The sequence below is a fragment of the Komagataeibacter europaeus genome, assembly GCF_002173515.1.
Taxonomy (GTDB): domain Bacteria; phylum Pseudomonadota; class Alphaproteobacteria; order Acetobacterales; family Acetobacteraceae; genus Komagataeibacter; species Komagataeibacter europaeus.
Map to the genome: position 1 here is coordinate 249,465 of NZ_CP021467.1, position 20,280 is coordinate 269,744.

15 protein-coding genes are annotated in these 20,280 nt (G+C 60.1%); 6 read left to right on the top strand and 9 right to left on the bottom strand.

The features are described from left to right. Nucleotides 1-255 precede the first annotated feature (255 nt). Nucleotides 256-759 carry a flavin reductase family protein gene (locus tag S101446_RS01155; protein WP_019086725.1) on the top strand — a complete coding sequence of 168 codons (504 nt, stop codon included), beginning with the start codon at nucleotides 256-258 and terminating at the stop codon, nucleotides 757-759. A 245-nt stretch (nucleotides 760-1,004) separates the two neighbouring features. Then, a complete protein-coding gene (locus S101446_RS01160) occupies nucleotides 1,005-1,469 on the top strand; it encodes a nuclear transport factor 2 family protein (protein WP_087607331.1) in 465 nt (154 codons plus the stop codon). A gap of 244 nt (nucleotides 1,470-1,713) precedes the next feature. On the opposite strand, the gene S101446_RS01165 is transcribed toward S101446_RS01160, so the two are convergent. Next, nucleotides 1,714-2,289 carry a TetR/AcrR family transcriptional regulator gene (locus tag S101446_RS01165; RefSeq protein WP_087608794.1) on the bottom strand — a complete coding sequence of 192 codons (576 nt, stop codon included), beginning with the start codon at nucleotides 2,287-2,289 and terminating at the stop codon, nucleotides 1,714-1,716. Between the two features lie 128 nt (nucleotides 2,290-2,417). Here S101446_RS01165 and S101446_RS01170 point away from each other — a divergent pair, with 128 nt between their 5' ends. Continuing rightward, the gene (locus S101446_RS01170; RefSeq protein WP_087607332.1) at nucleotides 2,418-3,605 is read left to right on the top strand and encodes a lipase family protein; all 1,188 of its coding nucleotides are present in this window, start codon (nucleotides 2,418-2,420) and stop codon (nucleotides 3,603-3,605) included. 234 nt (nucleotides 3,606-3,839) lie between these two features. On the opposite strand, the gene S101446_RS01175 is transcribed toward S101446_RS01170, so the two are convergent. After that, a complete protein-coding gene (locus S101446_RS01175; protein ID WP_087607333.1) occupies nucleotides 3,840-4,781 on the bottom strand; it encodes a nucleoside hydrolase in 942 nt (313 codons plus the stop codon). A 31-nt stretch (nucleotides 4,782-4,812) separates the two neighbouring features. Further along, on the bottom strand, nucleotides 4,813-6,048 hold the full coding sequence (locus S101446_RS01180; protein WP_087607334.1) for a NupC/NupG family nucleoside CNT transporter: 1,236 nt from the start codon (nucleotides 6,046-6,048) through the stop codon (nucleotides 4,813-4,815). A 129-nt stretch (nucleotides 6,049-6,177) separates the two neighbouring features. On the opposite strand from S101446_RS01180, the gene S101446_RS01185 reads away from it, so the two are divergent. After that, the gene (locus S101446_RS01185; RefSeq protein WP_087607335.1) at nucleotides 6,178-7,434 is read left to right on the top strand and encodes a cytochrome-c peroxidase; all 1,257 of its coding nucleotides are present in this window, start codon (nucleotides 6,178-6,180) and stop codon (nucleotides 7,432-7,434) included. 79 nt (nucleotides 7,435-7,513) lie between these two features. Here S101446_RS01185 and S101446_RS01190 read toward each other — a convergent pair whose 3' ends face one another. From S101446_RS01190 to S101446_RS01225, 6 genes are all read right to left on the bottom strand, one after another. After that, nucleotides 7,514-9,097, bottom strand: coding sequence for an acid phosphatase (locus tag S101446_RS01190; protein WP_087607336.1), 1,584 nt, complete (start codon nucleotides 9,095-9,097; stop codon nucleotides 7,514-7,516). A gap of 147 nt (nucleotides 9,098-9,244) precedes the next feature. Continuing rightward, the gene (locus tag S101446_RS01195; protein WP_087607337.1) at nucleotides 9,245-10,789 is read right to left on the bottom strand and encodes a glycoside hydrolase family 32 protein; all 1,545 of its coding nucleotides are present in this window, start codon (nucleotides 10,787-10,789) and stop codon (nucleotides 9,245-9,247) included. A gap of 399 nt (nucleotides 10,790-11,188) precedes the next feature. Beyond that, nucleotides 11,189-12,676 (bottom strand): prolyl oligopeptidase family serine peptidase, encoded by a 1,488-nt coding sequence (locus S101446_RS01205; protein ID WP_208620539.1) that lies wholly within the window; start codon nucleotides 12,674-12,676, stop codon nucleotides 11,189-11,191. An 834-nt stretch (nucleotides 12,677-13,510) separates the two neighbouring features. Continuing rightward, nucleotides 13,511-15,355, bottom strand: coding sequence for a PD40 domain-containing protein (locus tag S101446_RS01215; protein ID WP_087607339.1), 1,845 nt, complete (start codon nucleotides 15,353-15,355; stop codon nucleotides 13,511-13,513). 73 nt (nucleotides 15,356-15,428) lie between these two features. After that, entirely contained in the window at nucleotides 15,429-16,805 is a 1,377-nt protein-coding gene (locus S101446_RS01220) for an ATP-binding protein (protein WP_087607340.1), read from the bottom strand. After that, complete coding sequence (locus S101446_RS01225; protein WP_244184336.1) at nucleotides 16,802-17,503, bottom strand: response regulator transcription factor; 702 nt, start codon at nucleotides 17,501-17,503, stop codon at nucleotides 16,802-16,804. Before S101446_RS01225 ends, S101446_RS01220 begins: the two co-directional genes overlap by 4 nt. Nucleotides 17,504-17,893: 390 nt before the next feature. On the opposite strand from S101446_RS01225, the gene S101446_RS01230 reads away from it, so the two are divergent. Further along, on the top strand, nucleotides 17,894-19,348 hold the full coding sequence (locus S101446_RS01230) for an MFS transporter (RefSeq protein ID WP_244184339.1): 1,455 nt from the start codon (nucleotides 17,894-17,896) through the stop codon (nucleotides 19,346-19,348). Nucleotides 19,349-19,590: 242 nt separating this feature from the next. Continuing rightward, entirely contained in the window at nucleotides 19,591-20,190 is a 600-nt protein-coding gene (locus S101446_RS01235; protein ID WP_208620540.1) for a PadR family transcriptional regulator, read from the top strand. The last annotated feature ends 90 nt before the right edge of the window (nucleotides 20,191-20,280 follow it).

Here is a 20,280-nt window from a genome sequence, read left to right on the forward strand (position 1 = left end):
GGTGTGACCGGCATGCGGGATGGCCGGTTTCGGTGGCCGATGTCGTCGTGCCGCGAAGGGCAGCATTTCAATCAGGAATATCGGCTGCCGACACGTGTAATTCACGCCCGCGTGGCATTGGCCAGGCATGTCATGATGCAGCCCGCTTCATGCGGTAACGGATACCGGATGATCAGCCATTCCTGGCGGCCTGCTGGACATCTTCCGTCCTGTCGCGTCATTCTTGGGCATAGGCACCACAAAGGAGAATGCATCATGGATGAACAGGCCAGAAAAACCGCGTTGCGGATGATTCCGTATGGACTTTATGTGCTGACGGCTGGAACGAAAGAGACCACCATCGCGTCCGCCACGATCAACTGGGTCACCCAGACCAGCTTTGCCCCGCCGCTTCTGGCCCTTGGCATCAAGACGGATTCCGCTGTTTATGCCGCCGCGCGTGAAAGCCGTGATCTGGTGCTCAACATCCTGGGTCAGGGGCAGGGCGGTCTGGCCTTCGCTTTCTTCAAACCCGCGGAATACGCTGATGGCAAGCTGGGTGGACAGGAAGTCCGCTGGGCCGCGAATGGCGCGCCCATCCTGACCAGCGTGCCGGCCGCAGTGGAACTGAAGGTACGTCACATCGTGGAACTGGGGGACCATCATACCTTCGTTGCGGAGGTCACGAATGTGCACCTGAACCAGCAGATTACGGGTCGCCCCGATGAAGCCATCCTGCATATGAAGGATCTGGGCGAAAAAGTCTTCTACGGCGGCTGATTGTCCTGTTCCGTGACCCGCCCGTGTCGGTCATGCAGGCTGGCACCGGCATGGCGGCGGGTCATGGCCGGTGGGGATCTTCATTCCCAAGCGCCAGTATCTGCATGGTTGGCTTTGATGACGACCGACTTGCTCCGCCATGGTGCAAGCGTATCTTCAGGTCATGATTCCGCCCGGTATATGTCCTGTGATTTCAGTGTTATGGTCGGGCCAGACGCATCACCGAACCGGATCAGGAGTTTCCCATGTCACGACCGCCATTTCCCCCATTCGATGCTGAAACCGCTGCGATAAAGACCCGTCTTGCCGAAGATGCCTGGAACAGCCGCAATCCCATGCTGGTTGCGCAGGCCTATACAATGGACAGCCAGTGGCGCAACCGTATAACCTTTATCAGGGGGCGGAGTGAAATCGTCTCTTTCCTCACGCACAAATGGGCCATGGAACATGAATACCGCTTGATCAAGGAATTCTGGGGCTTTCGCAATAATCGCATGGCGGTCCGTTTCGCCTATGAATGGCATGACGCAACGGGATGCTGGTTCCGGTCCTATGGCAATGAAATGTGGGAATTCGATGAGGTGGGGCTCATGCGCCGTCGCTTTGCTTCAATCAACGACCTGGCAATTGCCGATGCGGACCGGCTGTTTCACTGGCCACAGGGGCGCCGTCCGGACAGTCATCCGGGATTGTCCGAACTCGGGCTGTAATTCTGGTTAAAAAGCCAGTCTTCAAATTATAAAGAAGTTTTGGTGAAACTTTTTTCAAACGGTTTCCAGGCAGGCACTTGCAGATATGACGATTTGCAGGAATGCGTTTTTCGTGAAAACGGATTTCGTCCTTTTCTGCAAACGATCCCTTTATCTGTGGCTTTGCAAGGACAGACATTCATGGATGAAGACCAGACGGTATCAATGCCATGCCGTGGCACTATTTCCTAATATCCAATGCCTGTTACCGCAATGCGTCCTCAAGCAGGTCTTCAAGTGATATGTCTTCCTCCTGGCTTGACAGGAGGGGATTCAGAAGCCCGTCAATGGCCAGGACCGCCAGCCCATGCACCTTGCCCCAGTGGGCCGCGCGTATTCCACTGCGTGTCCGCTGGGGCGGGTGATCCGTCATGTTGCCGATCAACCGGGTCAGCATCTGTGAAGTCCGGGCGGAGGCTGCAACCAGTGCGCGATCGCTCCGGTCAATCACGTCACTGCGGAACATCAGGGTAAACAGGCCAGGATTGTGAATGGCAAAGCGCACGTAAGCCAGACCGGCGGCATGGGCACCGATTTCAAGAACGGGTTCAAGGGCGACAGCCAGCTCTTCATGGCCAGTGGTTGCCAGCGCACTCAGCAGGCCCGCAAGATTGCCGAAATGCGGAACGGCAGCCGCTGAGGAAACACCGGCATGGCGCGTGATGGCACGCAGGCCAAGGGCTGAAATCCCCTGCTGTTCAAGCAGGGCACGGGCCGAACGCAGGAGCGCCGACCGCAGGTCCCCATGATGGTAATTCTTCCTGGCTTTCTGCCGTTCCATGACCTGTGATCCCATGAGCGCCCTGCCTGCCATCATCCTTGACAACAGGTCCGGGGCGATATCTTATCATTGATAAGTTTTGTTCTCGGGGCGGGTCAAGCAACGATTTCACCGCAAAAGGATTCATCATGCTTTTTTGTCGTTTCAGCTTTACGGTTGCTGGCCTGCTTGCGGGTATCTGCTTGCCTGCCCTGAGTATCGGTGCCTATGCCGCCGCGACCTCTACCCAGGCTGGGCCAGGCACGCTGAGTTCATCTGAAACCCTGGCCCCATCTTTCAGCCTGCCCGATGCGGGGCGGTCAGTGCGGATTACCTACCTTTCCACGAATGGCGTGACGGACAAGGGGCTTGTTCCCGTGACGGCGGAAGTCATCCTGCCCGCAGGCAAGCCGCCGGCAGGTGGCTGGCCAATCGTCGCCTGGGCCCATGGCACGGTGGGTGTGGCCGACCATTGCGCACCGTCCAGCAATCCGTGGACCGAACGCAACCGTCGCTATCTGTCGGAATGGATGAAACGTGGCTTTGCCGTGGTTGGTACCGATTATCAGGGTCTGGGCACGCCCGGAACGCATGCCTATCTTGATACCCGCGTAGAGGCGTACAGCGTGCTGGATGGCGTGCGCGCGGCGCTTGCAGGTGTTCCGGGATTGCAGAACAAAATCATGATTGTCGGGCAGTCGCAGGGTGGTGGGGCCGCATTTGCCTCGGCCGCTTTCGCGCCCGGCTATGCGCCTGAACTGAATATCCGGGGAACGGTGGCCACGGGGGCACCCTATATCACGTCAGAACTCCTGCAGCAGATGACCGCACTGGATCAGGCAAGGGGTGGCTATGATCCTGTCATGGTCTACGCCCTGTATCTTGCGCAGGGTCTGGCAGGCTACGACCCCGCTTTCCGACCCGAAGACACCTTTACCCCAAAGGCGATGCCGGCCTATCAGGCGGCTGCAGATCTATGCGTGCATGAACTGACGGATAAGGTGAGGCAGGACGGGCTGAATTTCAGCAATTCCCTGAAGCCGGGTTTCCTGAAGACCCTTGGGCCGGCCCTGCTGGCAATGAAATATCCGACCATGAAGCTTCCGCAACCGCTGTTCATGGGAACAGGCGAACTGGACCGTGATGTCCCGCCGCCGCTGCAGTTCGGCCTTGTCAAGGCAGCCTGCGCTGCGGGGACGGTTGTGCAGGCGCATGTCTACAGGGGACTGGATCACGACCAGACCGTCAATGCATCCCTGCCGGATTCAGCAGCCTTCACAAAGGCGGTCATGGCGGGCCAGCCGGTAACGCCGCAGTGCAGCCCGACCCCTGAATAAATATCCGGAAAAGCAGTCGGGTCAGGTAAAGGACGATCACGCCCGTATGCAAGATCTGCCTGCCCGATGACCACCCGCATGGTCGTCTGGTTCATGTCGACATCATGAAAATCATGCGTTGCGGGGGGCACATCATATGCACTGCCCCCGGAATGCATTTTCATCTGGTTGCGGACGGAGGGCATGGAACGCAGTCGCATGACAGGCGGTATGCAGGCTTTGCCCGGTTTCGTATCATGGCAGGCGGCTTAATTGTGTCAGCACGACTTCCCATAATGCCGCGCTGTCCACTTCGCGCAGGAAAAGGGCATTGCGTGGTCGGTCGGTGACCTGCCACCAGTCCACGGCTGTGGCTCCCTGCATGAGGGGGCTGTCCACCTCGACCGAAACATTGACCGTGCGGCCTGCAAACAGGTCTGGCGCCAGCAGCCAGCCGATGGTGCAGGGATCGTGCAGCGGCGCACCATCCCAGCCGTATTTTTCAAGATCGAACCGTTCGGAAAATCCCAGCATGGCTGCTGCCGCCTGCGCGCAGCGACCGGGCAGGGCACGCAGTCGATCCAGACGCGATGCGCTGATCAGGAATTTATGTGTGATATCCAGCGGGACCAGCGTCAGTGGCAACTGCCTGCGCAATACAATGTCCGCGGCATCGGGATCAGCGAACATATTGAACTCGGCACTGGGGCTGATATTGCCACATTCGGAATAGGCCCCACCCATGGAAACAACCCGCCCGATGCGTGCCGCAATGTCGGGTGCCTTGACCAATGCGACGGCAAGGTTGGTCATGGGGCCAAGGGTGACCACGGTTACGCTGCCTGACGGATGGGCCCTGATTGTATCAATCAGGAAATCCACGGCATGCTGCCCCTGTGGGCGCAGTTCAGGTTGTGGCAGGTCCGGACCATCCATGCCGGTCCGGCCATGGACATGCTCGGCCGTGATGGGCGTGCGGCGCAGGGGGGCGGCGCATCCGGCATGGACCGGGATATCCGGCCGTCCCGCCAGTTCCAGAATCCTGCAGGCATTCGCGGTGGTCTGGCTGACCGGCACGTTGCCCGCCACGGTGGATAGCCCAAGGATTTCCAGATGCGGTGCCGCCAGCGCCATCATGATGGCAATGGCATCATCCTGACCCGGATCCGTATCGATTATGATCTTTTGCATATCCACTTGGGTTTCATTCCTTTTCGCGGCTGAAGTGTTACTGGATGATGATACCGGCGATCGCGGCACTCAGCAGGTTGGATAGCATGCCTGCCAGTACGGCGCGGGCGCTCCTGCGGGCGACTTCCTCGCGCCGGTCGGGACACTGGCTGCCGAATGCCGCCACAAGCAGGCCGATGGAACTCAGGTTGGCGAAGCCGCATAGCGCGAATGAAGCAATCGCGGCAGCCCGGGGCGACAGCACGCCGCCCCGTATGTCGGGACCAAGATGCAGGTAGGCGACAAATTCGTTGACGGCCATCTTCAGCCCCAGCACTGACCCCACGGTGCCACATTCAGACAGTGGTACGCCCAGCAGCCATGCGACCGGGGCAAACAGCAATCCCATAAGGTATTCCAGTGACAGGGCAGGCCACCCGACAACCCCGCCCACGCCCTGCAATATACCGTTGACCAGCGCAATCAGCCCGATACACGCGACCAGCATGGCCGCGACCGATACGGCCGTGCGCGTGCCATTCAGCGCCCCTTCCATGACGGCTTCAAAAAAGGCGCGGTGATAGGCGGCATCGCCTGTGGCAAGTGGTGTGGGCGGTACGCCGGGGGGAAGCGGTTCAAGCAGCTTGGCAAACAGCAGTCCGCCGGGTATGGCCATGAAGGATGCGGCGACCAGATAATGCGCCGGAATACCCAGTCCGGCATAACCAACCAGTGTAGCGCCCGAAACGGACGCCGTGCCACTGCACAGTACGCTGAACAGTTCCGTCCCGCCCATGGTGGCAAGGTAGGGACCAAGGGCAACCGGCAGTTCGCTTTGCCCGACAAAAATGGTGATGATGGCGCCAAGGGATTCAACGGATGACGTCCCGGCCAGCCATTGCAGCCCGCGCCCGGACACGCGCGCGAAGGCCTGCATGATGCCGCAATGGTACAGAATGGCGATCAGGGCGCTGACATAGACCAGCGATGGCAGCACCTGAAACGCAAAAACATAGCCTTCTCCCGGAAAGACCGTATTCATTCGTGGCCCGACCAGCGCGCCAAACAGGAACCGCCCGCCTTCGTCACCATAGGCCAGCAGGTGCGTTACCATGCCCGATATCGCGCGCAGCAGCGCCTGTCCCGCGGGAATGCGCAGGACGATAAACCCGATGGCGACCTGAAGCCCAAGGCAGACAAGGATGATGCGCGGCCTGATCTGCCTGCGATCAGCCGAGAAGAGGATGCCTGTACACACCAGAAGTATGATACCGATACATCCACGGATATGCATGAAGCCGCCTTCAGGGAAGCAGGGAGACAGGTTTGGGGTAACGGTTTTTCTGATTATATGGTTGATTTATCGTAACATTGCACAGGCGCGCGTCAAGCCGCACGTGCCATACATCCTCCCGCATGAAGAATGGACACGATGATTTCCCGCCTGCTCGGGGTCGCCCTGCGCGGCATGTATGTCATTTCCGCCCTGTTGATGGTCACGCCCGCCAGTGCGCAGGCCACGCAGGGGACGCCAATGTCACGTATCCAGGCCCGTAGCCGTGCGCAGGCGCTCAGTGTGCTTGGGCGTGACCTGTTTCATGATGTCCGGCTGTCGGCATCCGGGCATATGGCCTGTTCTTCATGCCATGATGACACCCATGCCTTTGTACCCGCCAACGGCCTGCCCGTGCAGTATGGTGGCCCGGACATGCGCCAGCAGGGGCACCGGGCGGTGCCATCACTTATGTATCTGCAGGATGTGCCCCAGTTTGCCGAACATTTCTTTGATTCGGAAGACGAGGCCGATGAAAGCCTCGATAATGGTCCCACCGGGGGCCTGACGTGGGATGGCAGGGTGGATACGGCGCGGGGACAGGGGGAAATTCCGCTGCTTTCCCCGTATGAAATGGCGAACGCCAGCCGGAGGGATGTGCTGCGGCGGGTACTGGCCGCAGGCTACGGCCCGCGTCTGGATATGCTGGTCCGGACCCCCACGGATGACCGGTTTGCCCTGATTGTGGAGGCCCTGGCCACCTATCAGCAGGAACCGGGGCTTTTTTACCCCTACAGCAGCAAATACGACGCGGTGCTGGCAGGCCGTGCGCGGCTTTCACCACTGGAGGCGCGGGGACTGGATCTGTTTGAACGGACGGACAAGGGGAACTGCTCGTCATGCCATGTCAGCCAGCCCGGCCATGATGGCACGCCACCCCAGTTCACGGATTACGGACTGGTGGCGCTTGGGGTGCCGCGTAATCGTGCAATCGGACTGAATGCCAATCCGGCCTATTTCGACATGGGCCTGTGTGGACCGGATCGGACCGACCTGTCCGACCACCCGGAATATTGCGGCCTGTTCCGCACGCCATCGTTACGCAACGTGGCGACACGGCACGTCTTTTTCCATAATGGCGTGATTCATTCCCTACGGCAGGCCATCGCCTTCTATGCATTGCGTGATATCCGGCCACAGCTATGGTACCCAACCGGGCCGGATGGCAGGGTGCGGATCTATGATGATCTGCCCGCGCGTTTTCATGCCAATATCAACATGGACCCGCCCTTTGGTCCCCGGCCCGGTAACCGACCGGCTTTATCCGATGATGAGATTGATGCCGTTGTTGCCTTTCTCGGGACCCTGACGGATGGATATTTTCACCCCGCGGGCCACGTGCGTTGAGCCTCACCCACAGGGGGCAGGGGCGGAAAGCGCATGCTCCGAAAGCCTGCCATGACAGGACATGATCGACAGGCAGGGCCTACCGCATCCCCCGTGTCAGCAGCAGGGCGCCGGTCAGGTCGCCCAATGGTTGGCCCGTGCTGGCCTGTATGGCCTGCTCGCGGGTGGCAAGACCGTCCAGCGTACGCAGGTGAAAACGTTCGGTCAGGAATTTCAGGATGGACGTCGTATCCTGCACCGTATGGTCAACATAGCCACGTCGTGCGTAAGGCGAGATGATAATGGCGGGAATGCGTGATCCCGGTCCCCATCGGTCCCCTTTCGGCGGTGCGACATGGTCCCACAGCCCGCCATTTTCATCATATGTGACGATTACCAGCATATGCGGCCATTGGGGGCTTTTTTCCAGATGGGCGATCAGGTTGGCGATATGATGATCCCCGGACTGGATATCGGCATAGCCGGAATGTTCGTTCAGGTTGCCCTGTGGTTTGTAGAAACTGACCTGTGGCAGGGTGCCGTGGTCGATATCGTCAATGAACCGCATGCCCGCCAGCCCGCCATCGCGCAGGTGCGCCTGTCGCGCCGGTGTGCCGGGGGCGTAATTGAGGAAATAGTTATATGGCTGGTGGTGGTACTGGAAATCCGGCGTGGGATAATGGTTGCCATGGACCAGCACATCCTGCCATGCGCTGGCATACCATGCCCATGTGACCGCCTTTTCACTCAGGCGGTCACCAATGGTGGGGATCGTCTGGGGCGGCAGGGTGGTGGCCTGTGCGGGATCGGCAAAGCGTGGATCCTGTCCCGCCGCCGGTGCGTTGCCACTCGGCTGATAGGGGGGCTGCATCGTGTTGATGGCGTGAAAATCGGGCGTCAGGTTGCCGTCGCGCACGAATTTCGGAATGCCCTCCAGTGCGGAACGGGGGGAATTGGCGGCGACAAGCAGGGACGTGCCCGAAGGATCAGCCGCGGAAATGACCGGATGGGCGGGACTTGTATCCGCATCGGGATAGTAGGGGGCGCAGGCACAGGCCAGCCATTGATGGTTGAGAAACGAGCCGCCAAACGCCCCCATGAAGAAATGGTCGGCCAGGGTGTACCTGCGTGCGACCTGCCACATTTCCATCTGCGTGCCATCCCAGTAACTCATGGGCATGGCCCCGGAATCCGCCCATGCGACAAACATGTCGTTACGGCCGCCGTTGATCTGCATCTGGTTCTGGTAATACCGGTGCCACAGGTCATGCGTGCGCGTGCTGAGGGGGCGGTTGAACCCCTGCGGGTCATCCACGCGGAATGGCTGGTTCGGCAGGTGGGCACTCATGGCCTGCGTGACCGGATCAGGCACGCCCCGCCCCGTCAGCCCACCCCATACAGGGGGAAGTTCATGCAGTATTGATCCATCCCGGTCGCGCTGGGCAAACAGCGACAGGGGCTTGCCCGCAAATGTGTCCGCACCGGGAAAACCATTGTACAGGTTATCAAGGGAGCGGTTTTCGGCAAAGATCACGACCACTGTCTGGATCTGGTCCAGTGAAGGGGATACAGGCCCGGCACGGCTGCCGGTGACGCCGCAGGCCATCGTGACGGCAAGGCACAGGAGCCCGATCGTGGGCCGCACCACGCTGCGTCGGCTATTGGTATATGTCACGTCTGCCATGCTTTTTCATTATCCTGAACTTGCAACCGGTCAAGTCGGATGGCCCGCTATCCGTGATCGCGTGCGCGTGGGGCCGATGACCAGAATACCGGGATGGTGCAGGCAGGGCCTGTCCGTCCCGGCAGGACAGCGGGGCCGGGTGGTATTCTATTCCTGGTTGCGGTCAAGAAGGGTGACCTTCATATGGCTGAATTCGGTCATGCCGTTTTCGGAAAAGGTCATGATGCGATCGGCATCGGCTGGCGGAAAGACAAGATCCGTCATGACAACCGAACCATTGCGCGACAGGACTTCTACCGAATTGCGGTCAACAATGACATGCAATGAAACCTCCCCTGCCGGGGCAGGCATGCTGACGCTGTGTTCATGACTGAATTTGGGTGAGAACCCTGTCTGGCCCGAACGTGACCGGTCGACGGTCAGTGTCTGTTTCTTCATGTCATAGACAATTTTCGTGCCGACATGACCATCGACGGTAGCCCGCACGAATATCCCGGCACGATCCGCGCCATGCATATGCATGCGGATGTCAATGTCCATGACCTGACCACGCGCGGGTTCGGGCAGCAGGCGTCGTTCCGAGGAAAGCCGCATACCGTCAAAAGACAGCGCCGCATGGGCGGCGACCAGTGCGGTGTAATGCCCGTCGGGGGTCAGGCAAAGCTGCGGCCGGCCATCAATTGTCCGAAGGGCCATGGTCATGGGCAGGGTCATCTGGCCTTTCCATGGTGCTGTCGGAACCTGGGATGCATAGTCCCAGTTACTCATCCACCCGATGGTAACCGGTCTGGCTGCCGGCAGGCCCGCAAACACGATGGCGGCGTAATGGTCCGCCCCGTGATCTACCCAGTCATAGGCGGCAGGTCCCGACCCCTCGGGCGGCAGTCTCTCTGGCCGGAATGTCGTGCCATCGAAGGAACCGACGTAATAGATGCTTCCCGACCCGCCCGAGACGCCCCATGGATTGACCCCCAGCATCAGGATCCATTTCAACTGCGTGGGATTTCCATCCAGCGGCAAGGGAAACAGCGATGGCATTTCCCACTGGATTCCCGGCTGGACCAGGCCCACAGGCCCGAAATCACTAAGCAATGTCCAGTCTGTCAGGTTGGTTGATTTATACAGCTTGACCTTCGGTGCATTCGCAACGACCGTTGCCATGATCCAGTAGTCTCCGGGTTCGTACCAGAACACGCCGGGATCGCGGAAATGGGGCGAAGGGGGAGACAGCGTCAGCACGGGATCCTTGTGGTAGGATTTCCATGTCCGGCCTTCATCATTGCTGTAGGCAAGGGACTGGGCCTGCACGTCTGGTGTATTGGATGCGTTCTGCTTGAAAACGCTGGTGTACAATGCCACCAGCGGCGGGTTGTCAGTCGTGCCCAGTCCTGACGTATTGTGCTTGTCCACCACGACCGTACCGGAAAAAATATCTTTTGTTTCACTGAACGGCAGGGCCACGTCGTGTTCATGCCAGTGCAGCATATCCGTACTGGTCGCATGTCCCCATGACATGTTGCCCCATTCCGGGGCTTCCGGGTTGTACTGGTAGAAAAGATGATAGACCCCCTTGTAGAAAGACGGGCCATTGGGGTCATTCATCCAGTTGCGCCGGGGCGTATAATGCAATAACGGGCGCCACTGGGGTGTTTCATTCGCCTGCGCGGCAGGCGGGTTGGGCAGTGATGCCATCTACACGGTCCACCGTATCATTTTTGTCTGCATGGTATTGAGGTCTCCCCTTTCAGAATGCCGGTGGCGCATGGACGGCTGCCGCATTGTTATCGATGCATGAACGAGGCAGGTGATATATCGCCACTTGACCACGTTCCAGGGTGCGGCAGGCCATGCGCGTATTCCTGCCTGCAGGGATCATACCGGTCCGGCGCGTATGTGCATATGCCGGGCATCAGGCGTCGGAAGAGGCATGAGTATCCCCCATGGGAAACGGCACTGTCCGGGCGGGAGGATATCTGTCAATCCCCTACAGACGGGGCTGGAACGGGCTATGGATGGCCTGATATCGTCGTTGCATGGATATGGGACCCGGATGACCGTTTTTTGAGTTCGCGATGCTGCCAGCATATATTTTCATGCTTTTATCTGCCTGAACAGCCAGTCCCTTGCCGCCTTGATATAAAAGAATTTCCGCGCGGATCCCATGTGATCGACACCTTCAAAGGTCAGGAAGGTGATATTGGCGTCGTGGGCAAGATAGCTGTTGACCTGATCGGTAAGCTTCTGCTGCCTATCGAGCGGGAAGATCAGGGCGGGATCGAGGCGTTCCGCTGGCCGGACGACCCGGCCGCCTGCCTGTTCCCATACCGGTATGCACTTTTCATTCCAGGGCGTGGCCTTGTCATCCTCCGACCCGGTAATGATCAGGACTTTCTGGCTGGCAAGGGGGACAAGGTCACCGGGGCGCTGCTGCCCCGCAATAATCAGGCCCGCCGCAAACGTCTGTGGATGTTTCGCCATAAGCCACAGCGACGTCATGGCCCCCATGGACCAGCCGGTGCAATAAACCCTTTTGGGGTCGATCTTCAGGATCTTGTCACGCCGGTCATCCAGATTGGGGTTGCCATAATTCCACGTATTGCCGAGCAGGGATTCAACCAGCCGGTAGGTATTCTCGACATCGGATGTATGTTCCCAGTAATCGTTCATCGTCGTGCGTTCATAGCGCGGGGTAATGACGACGCATTCATGCCGCTCCTGTTCTTCAGGCAGGCTCCAGATACTGGCGATGCACTGTTCCGTCAGCGTCTGGGCACAGGTGCCATCGGGACTGGTGCCGGAATGGGTAACGGCCAGAACGAGGGGATAGGCCCTGTTCTCTCCACCTTTTTCCAGAAAGGATTTTGGCAGGTAGATGCTGTATTCAAGCCAGGCCGAACGCGTGTCATCCCACCACCAGTGATGCTGCTCCCACGCATCGACCCCACGGATCGCGACCCTGTTGCCGTGATGGCCCGCGTTGCTCCATACGGTCTTGCTGGCGGCATAGACCACGCCGCCCGTGGTTCTGACGCTCTTGTCCTGTGTCAGCGTGACCCTGTCGCTGTCGGTGGTGGGCACGCTCAGGTCCGGGTCATGCCGGAACTCCGTGATGACATACCTGCCGGTGACACTCTGCCTGTCGGGACGGATCGCCGGTCCGTCACTGGTGTAGATGGCCACGACCGGACGCGGCTTCGGTGCCGCAGTGGTGTCGTTCTTGTCCGGTTCGTGCGGCATTCCCGCGAAAAAACCCTGGGCGGCGGGAAAGACGGATGTGGTGTATGTATCGTGTGTCAGGCTGGCAGGATCGATCACGGCATCATATTCTGCTGCAATGCCGTAAACCTTCTCTCCGCCGCCCGTGACTTCACACAGCGCGCAGATGCCCTGCAGGCCTGGCGCTTTGTGCCTGTTGGGGCCGGGGCCGTCAGGACCGTCCGGCCCGCCTGCGGATGCGGCCATGAATCCATTTCCGCCCCCTGCGGCATGGACGGCCTGAACACCGGACCCCATGGCGGAGGCCACACCTGCGAAAGCCGCCCCGACCGTCACGAAGTTGCGTCTTGATATATCGGTCATGCGTGTTTTCTCCAGTCAAGGCAGTCGGGGGCAGGAAACACTGCAGCGCCATGACAGCATGCAACGGTGTTGCTGTCGAACAGGCCCCATATTTCAGATATCGCGGCCGTCGCCTGTCCCGGCGGCCTGTTTGCATCACGATCCCCATGCGTGGCATCACCCCGGCGGCCAAGACAGGCCCATGCCGCGGGGAGGGACGCAGGACTGCCGGATATACGGCGCATCCTGTCGCCTGCAGGTATCACCATGTCCATTGCCGTGATGACTGCAACCGGGTGCAGGCCGCATGGACCAGCAACGACATTGATGGATGTGTCCGCAAAGGAACTCCTTTCCCCATGTATCCGTTGACTTCCGGCCGAAGCAATGTGTGACGGGTGATGGAGTCTGTTCTCCGTCATCGGGAGGTCCTCATGTCCTGTTCTGCGAATACAAGATGGTTGTGTCTGGCTGTAATGGCCTGCAGTTTTCCCCTGGCGGCACATGCCCAGTTTGCAACGCCGCGTTCCTCTCCCGGAAAACCGGTCACCACGACCCCGCCTGCGCATGACCAGAGTGGGTCGGAAACGGGAATGCCGGAACACCGGCATATGAAAACCCATAAAAAACATGAACAATACCCATCAGGCCAGTCATCGACAGGACCGGAACCGGTAACGGGGGACCAGCACAGAACGGAACAGGCGGCCCCCATGCAGTAAGTCCATGAATGCCGCCTGTGTATCCGGGGTAACGGATTGCGGTCTGTTGCTTGTCGGCGCTACCCGGCAGGTCCGGGCCGAAATGAAGCATGCGTCGCAGGATCGTTGTGGCATATGGCGGGATCCGGGGACGCTATGCCGGGACATAAAGTGGCATGGAATCTTCCCACAGACTGTCCGTCAGGATACGTTTGTGGCTGCCATCGGCATTCATGATGAAGATCTGCCCGTAAGGCTGGAACGTATTGTCATACAGGGCCGCTTCGTCACGGAAGCCATATATGCCGCTTGACCACATGATCCGCCCGTCGGCGGTCCATACGGCATGGCCGTCATTGGCGCCGCTGGTGGTCAGCCGCTTCAGCCCGGTTCCATTGGGCCGGATGGTGAAAATATCATAATTTTCGTCGTCTACCCGACGTGTGAACACGATCCGGCCGCCATCGGGCGACCAGCCGGGCAGGTTGTCATATGCGGTCGTCAGCACGCGTGTCTGCCGGGTCGGCAGGTCCAGTATGCGCAGTCCCATGTTGTTTTCGCTCCACACCCGATACACGACCTGCTGGCCATCGGCGGAATAGCTGGGGAAACCGGAATGCACGGTGCCATCGGTCAGGGGTTCGACCGCGCTGCCGTCGCGGCGCATGCGCATGACCACAGCCCTGCCCGTGCGGCGCGCCTGGAACCATTGGCCCAGGCCAAAGGCGATCCATTGCCCATCCGGTGACCAGGCGGGGGCAAACGCACCGGCCATACCATGCGCCACCTGCATCTGGTTGAGATGCGTCCTGGACACGTCGAAGATCCGCTGCCGGTCCGATCCGTCCGGGTTCATGATCGCGATGGAGGAATTGAGCGCCTTTTCCGTCAGTACCAGCTTGCCATCATGTGACAGGCCGGGAAAGACATCCGTATGCCGGTAATCCCGCTCCGGATCCCAGCTGTACAGGGGCTGGTTCTGGGCAAAGGGCCTGAAGCTGGCTTTTTCGTACACGACCTGCCGTCCATCGGGGGACCATGCGGGGGAACGCAGGACCCTGTGAATGGCGGCGATATCGGTGGTATAGGCCAACCCCTCGTCCGGGCCGCCCTTGCGGTGATAACCGATGATCCGTGCCGTCACGAACTGGGGAAAAACCTTCAGTCCCGGGCCGGAGGTATGCTGGATACGCTCCCCGCTGGCGACATCGACGGATACGATCTGGGAGACGATGGACGCGACCCCTTCGGGCCGTCTGGCCCCCCATGTGCTTTCGGTCAGCATTTCATAAAATACCACCCGTCGGCCGTCCGGTGACCATTTGGGGGAGCCAAGGCAGTAGTCGGGACGGGCGGCGATGCGGCGGAAACCCCGGCCATCCGCACCGATGATGTAGATGCTGAGTTCCTGCGTATGTTCCCAGCCCCGGCCATTGTCATGCCCGCGCCACGGGGTATTGCGGTCTGAGGAAAAGGCCAGCCACCTGCCATCGGGCGACCATGCGGGGCGGAAGAAACAGTCCGGTCCCGCCTTGTTGCCCTGCACGCGGGCCGACCCGGTCAGGTTGCGCAGCTTTCCTGTCCGCAGGTCCATGACCCAGATATTGGCGCGGTAGCCATTGCGCGTGGAAACAAAGGCCAGACGCGTGCCATCGGGCGACAGGACGGCGGCGTCGTCCACAGATGGATGGCTGATCAGGGGTGTGACATCGGTTCCATCCGGACGGGCGCGGAATATGTCCGCCTGTCCCAGCCCGTTCCGTTCCGATGTAAAGAGGATGGACTGTCCATCCGGGGAAAAGGATGCGTGATAATCAAGGCCGTTCCCCGACAGGAAAGGCCGCTCATCACGCCCGTCCGCATTGGCAATGTAAAGCTGTGATGCTGATGGCCCGATACGATTCATCAGCATCACGCCCTTGCTGCGGGTGGCCGCCACGGCGCCGGCAGGCATGATGAGCCCGGCCCCCAGAATTTTCAGCAGATTCCGGCGGTTCATGAAGGTTTTCCCTGTTCTGGGGAGACTGCGGATGCGGTGCATTCTTCAGGATCCATCTTTGCGGTCAGGTCACTTAATGGACGGCATGGGTTTCAGGATGCCTGCCTCTTGTTCCGTGCGGATCAAGGGGCAGGGCGATGCGTACACGCAGGCCAGATGGCTGGTTGTGGTGAAAGGTCAGCGTACCCCGATGGCGCTGTACGATATCGTGGATGATTGACAGCCCCAGTCCCAGCCCGCCATCCGCACTGCGGGCCGGGTCCAGGCGTGCGAAGGGCAGCAGCACGATATCGTGCATTTCCGACGGGATGCCGGGACCGTTATCCGCGACTTCGATAATGGCCTCATTATCGTGCCGTCTTGTGTCAACCCGCACATGGCTGCCAAATTTGCAGGCATTATCGATCAGGTTATTGACCATGCGGGCCACGGCCACCGGCTGGCACAGGCAGGTCAGGCCCAGATCGCCCTGATAGGTCACATTCCGGCCAATGGCCTCGAATTCCGCGCATACGCTTTCCACCAGCGCGCCGATATCAACCCATTCGGCCGGTTCCGTGTCCCCCTGGCCCTTCAGGAACGACAGCGCCCCGTTCAGCATCCGGTTCATGAGCCACAGGTCGTTGCGCAGGGCCGAAGGGGAGGCGTCGGCCCCCCCCATTTCAATCCGCATGGACAGGCGCGTCAGTGGCGTGCGCAGGTCATGACCGATTGCCATGAGCATGCGGGTACGCTCCTCGGCCGCGGCGGCAATGCGGGCCTGCATGCGGTTGAAGGCACGCGCGACGCGGCGCAGTTCCACCGGTCCCTGTTCGACCAAGGGTTCGGGTGTAATGTCGTAGCCAAAGGTTTCGGCCTTGTCCGCCAGCACCTTCAGCGGGCGGTTGATGCGCCACAGGCTCCACAATGACAGGGTACCCATTATCACCAGCAGCGACAGGAACGACACGATCAGCGGCAGCGTCGTGCGCATGAGCTGTGGCAGGTGGTGATTGATTCCGTTATGGGCGGTAATGAATATCCCTTCGCGTGGCATGTCGATATGGGTCGAGGTCATGCCGCTTGAATCGGCGTCGCAGGTTGATTCCGTAATGATGGCGTTCCGGTTGTCCGGCTGTGCCTTGAGGATACGCCGCAGGAGGACCGAAAAATGCTCGGTCGGGATCCGCGCGCAGGGGAAGGGGCCTGTCGTATGGATCTGCATATCCGGCGCGGACATGCCGCGCGCGACGGCATCACGCGTGGCGGTTGGGCTGGCGCGCAGGGCGTCAATCGCCGTCTCGATGGCCAGCGCGTTTGGCCATGGCCCTTCAGGCAGCGGCGGCACGGTCGGGCGCAATGCGACGACCAGGAAGGCGACGACAAAAATGGTGACCAGCATGCTGGAGATCACGATCGCGACCATCTGCCCGTAAACCGTGCGGGGAAGCAGGGAAAAGCGGTCCGTCATCGTTGTGGCGCTTCCCCATCGGGGCCTGTCATGCCCGGGTCGAATATATAGCCGTCGCCGCGAACGGTCCGGAGCATTTCAAGCTGGCGCCCGCCATGGGCCAGCTTGCGGCGCAGGCGGCTGACAAGCAGGTCGATGGTGCGTTCCTCGACAGCGCCCGGTGAATTATAGAGCAGTTCGATGATGCGCTCGCGGCCCAGTAACATCCCGGCATGGTTCCACAGCAGCAGAAGAAGGTCGGTTTCGGCGCCAGTCAGCGTCATGCGCACGCCTTCCGTGCTGTAAAGGGCGCGTTTTTCCGGTGTGAAGATCCAGTTTCCAAATCTGTAGCCCTGCCCGGATTCCCGTGCCGCATGACCGGCGGGAAGGGGGGGACGCCGCAGGACCGCCCGCATGCGGGCAGCGAGTTCCTCCAGGTCAAAAGGCTTGCTGATGTAATCATCCGCCCCCAGGTCAAGGCCCGCGATCCGTTCGCGGACATCGGCAAGGGCCGTGACCATGATGATCGGGGCAGCGCTTCTGTCACGGATCATGCGGCAGATGTCATGACCGCTTTCGCGCGGCAGCATGAGGTCAAGCAGGACAATATCGGGTGGTCGCAATGCAATGATGGCCAGCACTTCGGCCGCCGTCATGGCGGATGCAACATGGTAGCCCCTGTGTGACAGGAAACGTGTCAGCAGGCTGCGGATATCCATGTCATCTTCCACGACAAGGACGGAATGATGCGCCTTCTGCGCCGGAACATCATCATTTCCGTGCCTGTCCGGGCGATCATTGCCACAATGCCCCGCTGCCAATCCCGTACTCCGCGCCAATCCATGCCAGTCCGTTCGCCGGCAGGGAGTATACCCGCTCCCGCTGTACTGCGTAGCAAAGAGAACGGGCGCCCGGCATTTATGTCAGGATTGACAAAAAACCATGCGGGCATGCGCCCGGCAGCCCCGGTGTAGCCTACTGGCAAATACGTGCTGTTGCATTTGCCGCCACGTGCCGGGATATGATCGTGGGACATGAAGCGCCACATACATATGCTGGCCAGCAGACATTATGACCGACAACGTCATTCACTGGAAAATCAGCCCTGCATGTCCAATTCATCCCCACGGAATCACTACACGCAACAGGCGGCCCCCGGTGCCACGATCGCGCGTTATTCGCCGCTCCTTGCCTTTATCATGGCCATGGCCACGTTCATGCAGAACCTTGATGGGGCCATCATCAATACCTCGCTTCCGGCCATGGCCAGATCCTTTGGCGTCAGGACGCTGGACCTTTCGCTGGGGGTTACGGCCTACATGCTGGCATCTGCCGCCATTTCGCCTGTATCCGCCTGGCTGGCCATGAAATACGGCGAAAAGCGCGTGATGTGGGTGGCCATGCTGCTTTTCACTTTCTCGTCCTTCCTGTGTGGCATCGCGCAAGGACTGGGCGCGTTTGTCTGCGCGCGCATCGGGCAGGGGCTGGCGGGGGCCGTCATGATGCCGGTCGGCATGTCCATCATCCTGCGCCACACGCCCAAAAGTGACCTGCTGAAAGCGCAGTCGGTTACGGTCTGGCCAGCACTCAGCGCACCTATCATCGGGCCTGTCCTGGGCGGTTACCTGACCCAGACCGTGGGGTGGCGGTGGAATTTCTGGCTTAATCTGCCGGTGGGGCTGATTGCTGTATTCTGCGTGCTGCGCGTTGTGCCGGCGGAACCGCCGGAAGGGGCGCCCCGGTTGGATGTCAGGGGATTCGGGCTGAGTGCCCTCAGCCTGACATGCCTCCTGTCCGGGCTTCAGCGATCGGCGGAAACGGGGACAGCGCGGTTTGTAGCCCTTGGCCTGATGGGGATCGGGGCCGTGACGGGGGTTGCCGCAATCCGTCACCTGCGGCGGCATCCCACGCCCATTCTCTCGCTCGCGCCGCTGAAGCGGGCCAGCCTGCGTTATGCCTCGCTTTATCCGGGACTGATATTCCGGGCCGTATTTTCATCAGCACCGTTCCTGTTGCCGCTGTTCTTCCAGCTTGGCTTCGGTTTTTCGCCCGCGCGTGCGGGCACATGGCTGCTGGCCTATTTCTGCGCCAATCTGGGCATCAAGCCGGCTACATCGGCCATCATCCGGTGGGCTGGTTTTCGGAATGTACTGTTCTTCAACGGGTTTCTGGTGTGTGCTTCCCTGTTGCCTTTTGTATTCCTGACACCGGATACGCCCGCCATCGTGCTTGGCCTGTCGCTGGCCTTTGCGGGCATGACCCGTTCCCTGCAGTTGACGAGCCTGTCGACCATTGCATTTGCTGATGTGGGGCAGGACGAACGCAGCCGGGCCGCCAGCGTCATGTCCATTCTGGGGCAGACCGGTTCAACCGCGGGGGTGGCCATTACAGCATTCTGCCTGACGGTTCTGGAAAGGGTGTATGGCCATGCGACGGTCAGCCTGAAGGAACTTCATATTGCGTTCTTCATGACGGCGGTCTTCGTGCTGGTGGGTACGCTGGGCTTTGGAAAAATGCCCGCGAATATCGGCCGGGAGGTTTCGGGCCATGGATTGCGCCGATAACTGCTGTCCTGTGATTCATTGAAAAAAACGGGACGTGATTATTGACGGCAATTGCGGCCTGCCTGTTTTCACGACGTCGGGGGCGCAGGGCACATACCGGCTGGTACCTGTGTGCGGCGGAAGCTGCGTGTTGATCTGGTTCAGGCATGGCTGTTCCGTCTGCGGTCAGTTGGAAAGATATTTTAAAAAACATATCTAGATATATCTTGACGTACGATATATCGGGACGTATATCGGTAAACATGAAACACAGAAACAGACACGCAGGCGGTCGTAACCGCCAGACTTTCTCCCCCGAAGGCATGGCAGGTTCCGGGGAACCCCGCCGCCATCACGGTCGCGGTGGACATCACGGCGGTGGCCGCCGGGGCGGGCGTCACCGGCTGTTCGATTATGGTGAGATGCGGCTGCTGGTTCTTTCGCTGATCGCGCAACAGCCGACTTACGGCTACGAAGTGATCCGCATGATCGAGGAAAAATTCGGTGGCAGCTACGCGCCCAGCCCCGGCGTGATCTACCCCACGCTGACCTGGCTGGATGAAGCGGGTTATGCCCGGATTGTCGAGGCCGATGGCCGCAAGAACTACCACATCACGCCGGAAGGCGAGGCCTTCCTGGCCGCCAGCCGTGCGGCCCTCGAGGAAATCCTGTCCCGTGCCGCGACCGGTGCGGCAGAGGGCAGGGGAGGTCGCAAGGATGTCCCGATGCCGGTCATGCGCGGCATGGAAAACCTGCGCACGGCACTCCGCCTGAGGCTGCGTAACGGTGGTCTTGATACGGAAGCCGAGGAAAAGATCGCAGCCCTGCTGGACGATGCCGCCCGGGCGATCGGGCAGGTCTGAAGCCGGTATTGCCCTGAGTGGTAGGTCAGCCGGTCAGGAAATATTTCCCATGATCAGGAATGTATAGGTAAAATTCTTTCAGGAATTCGT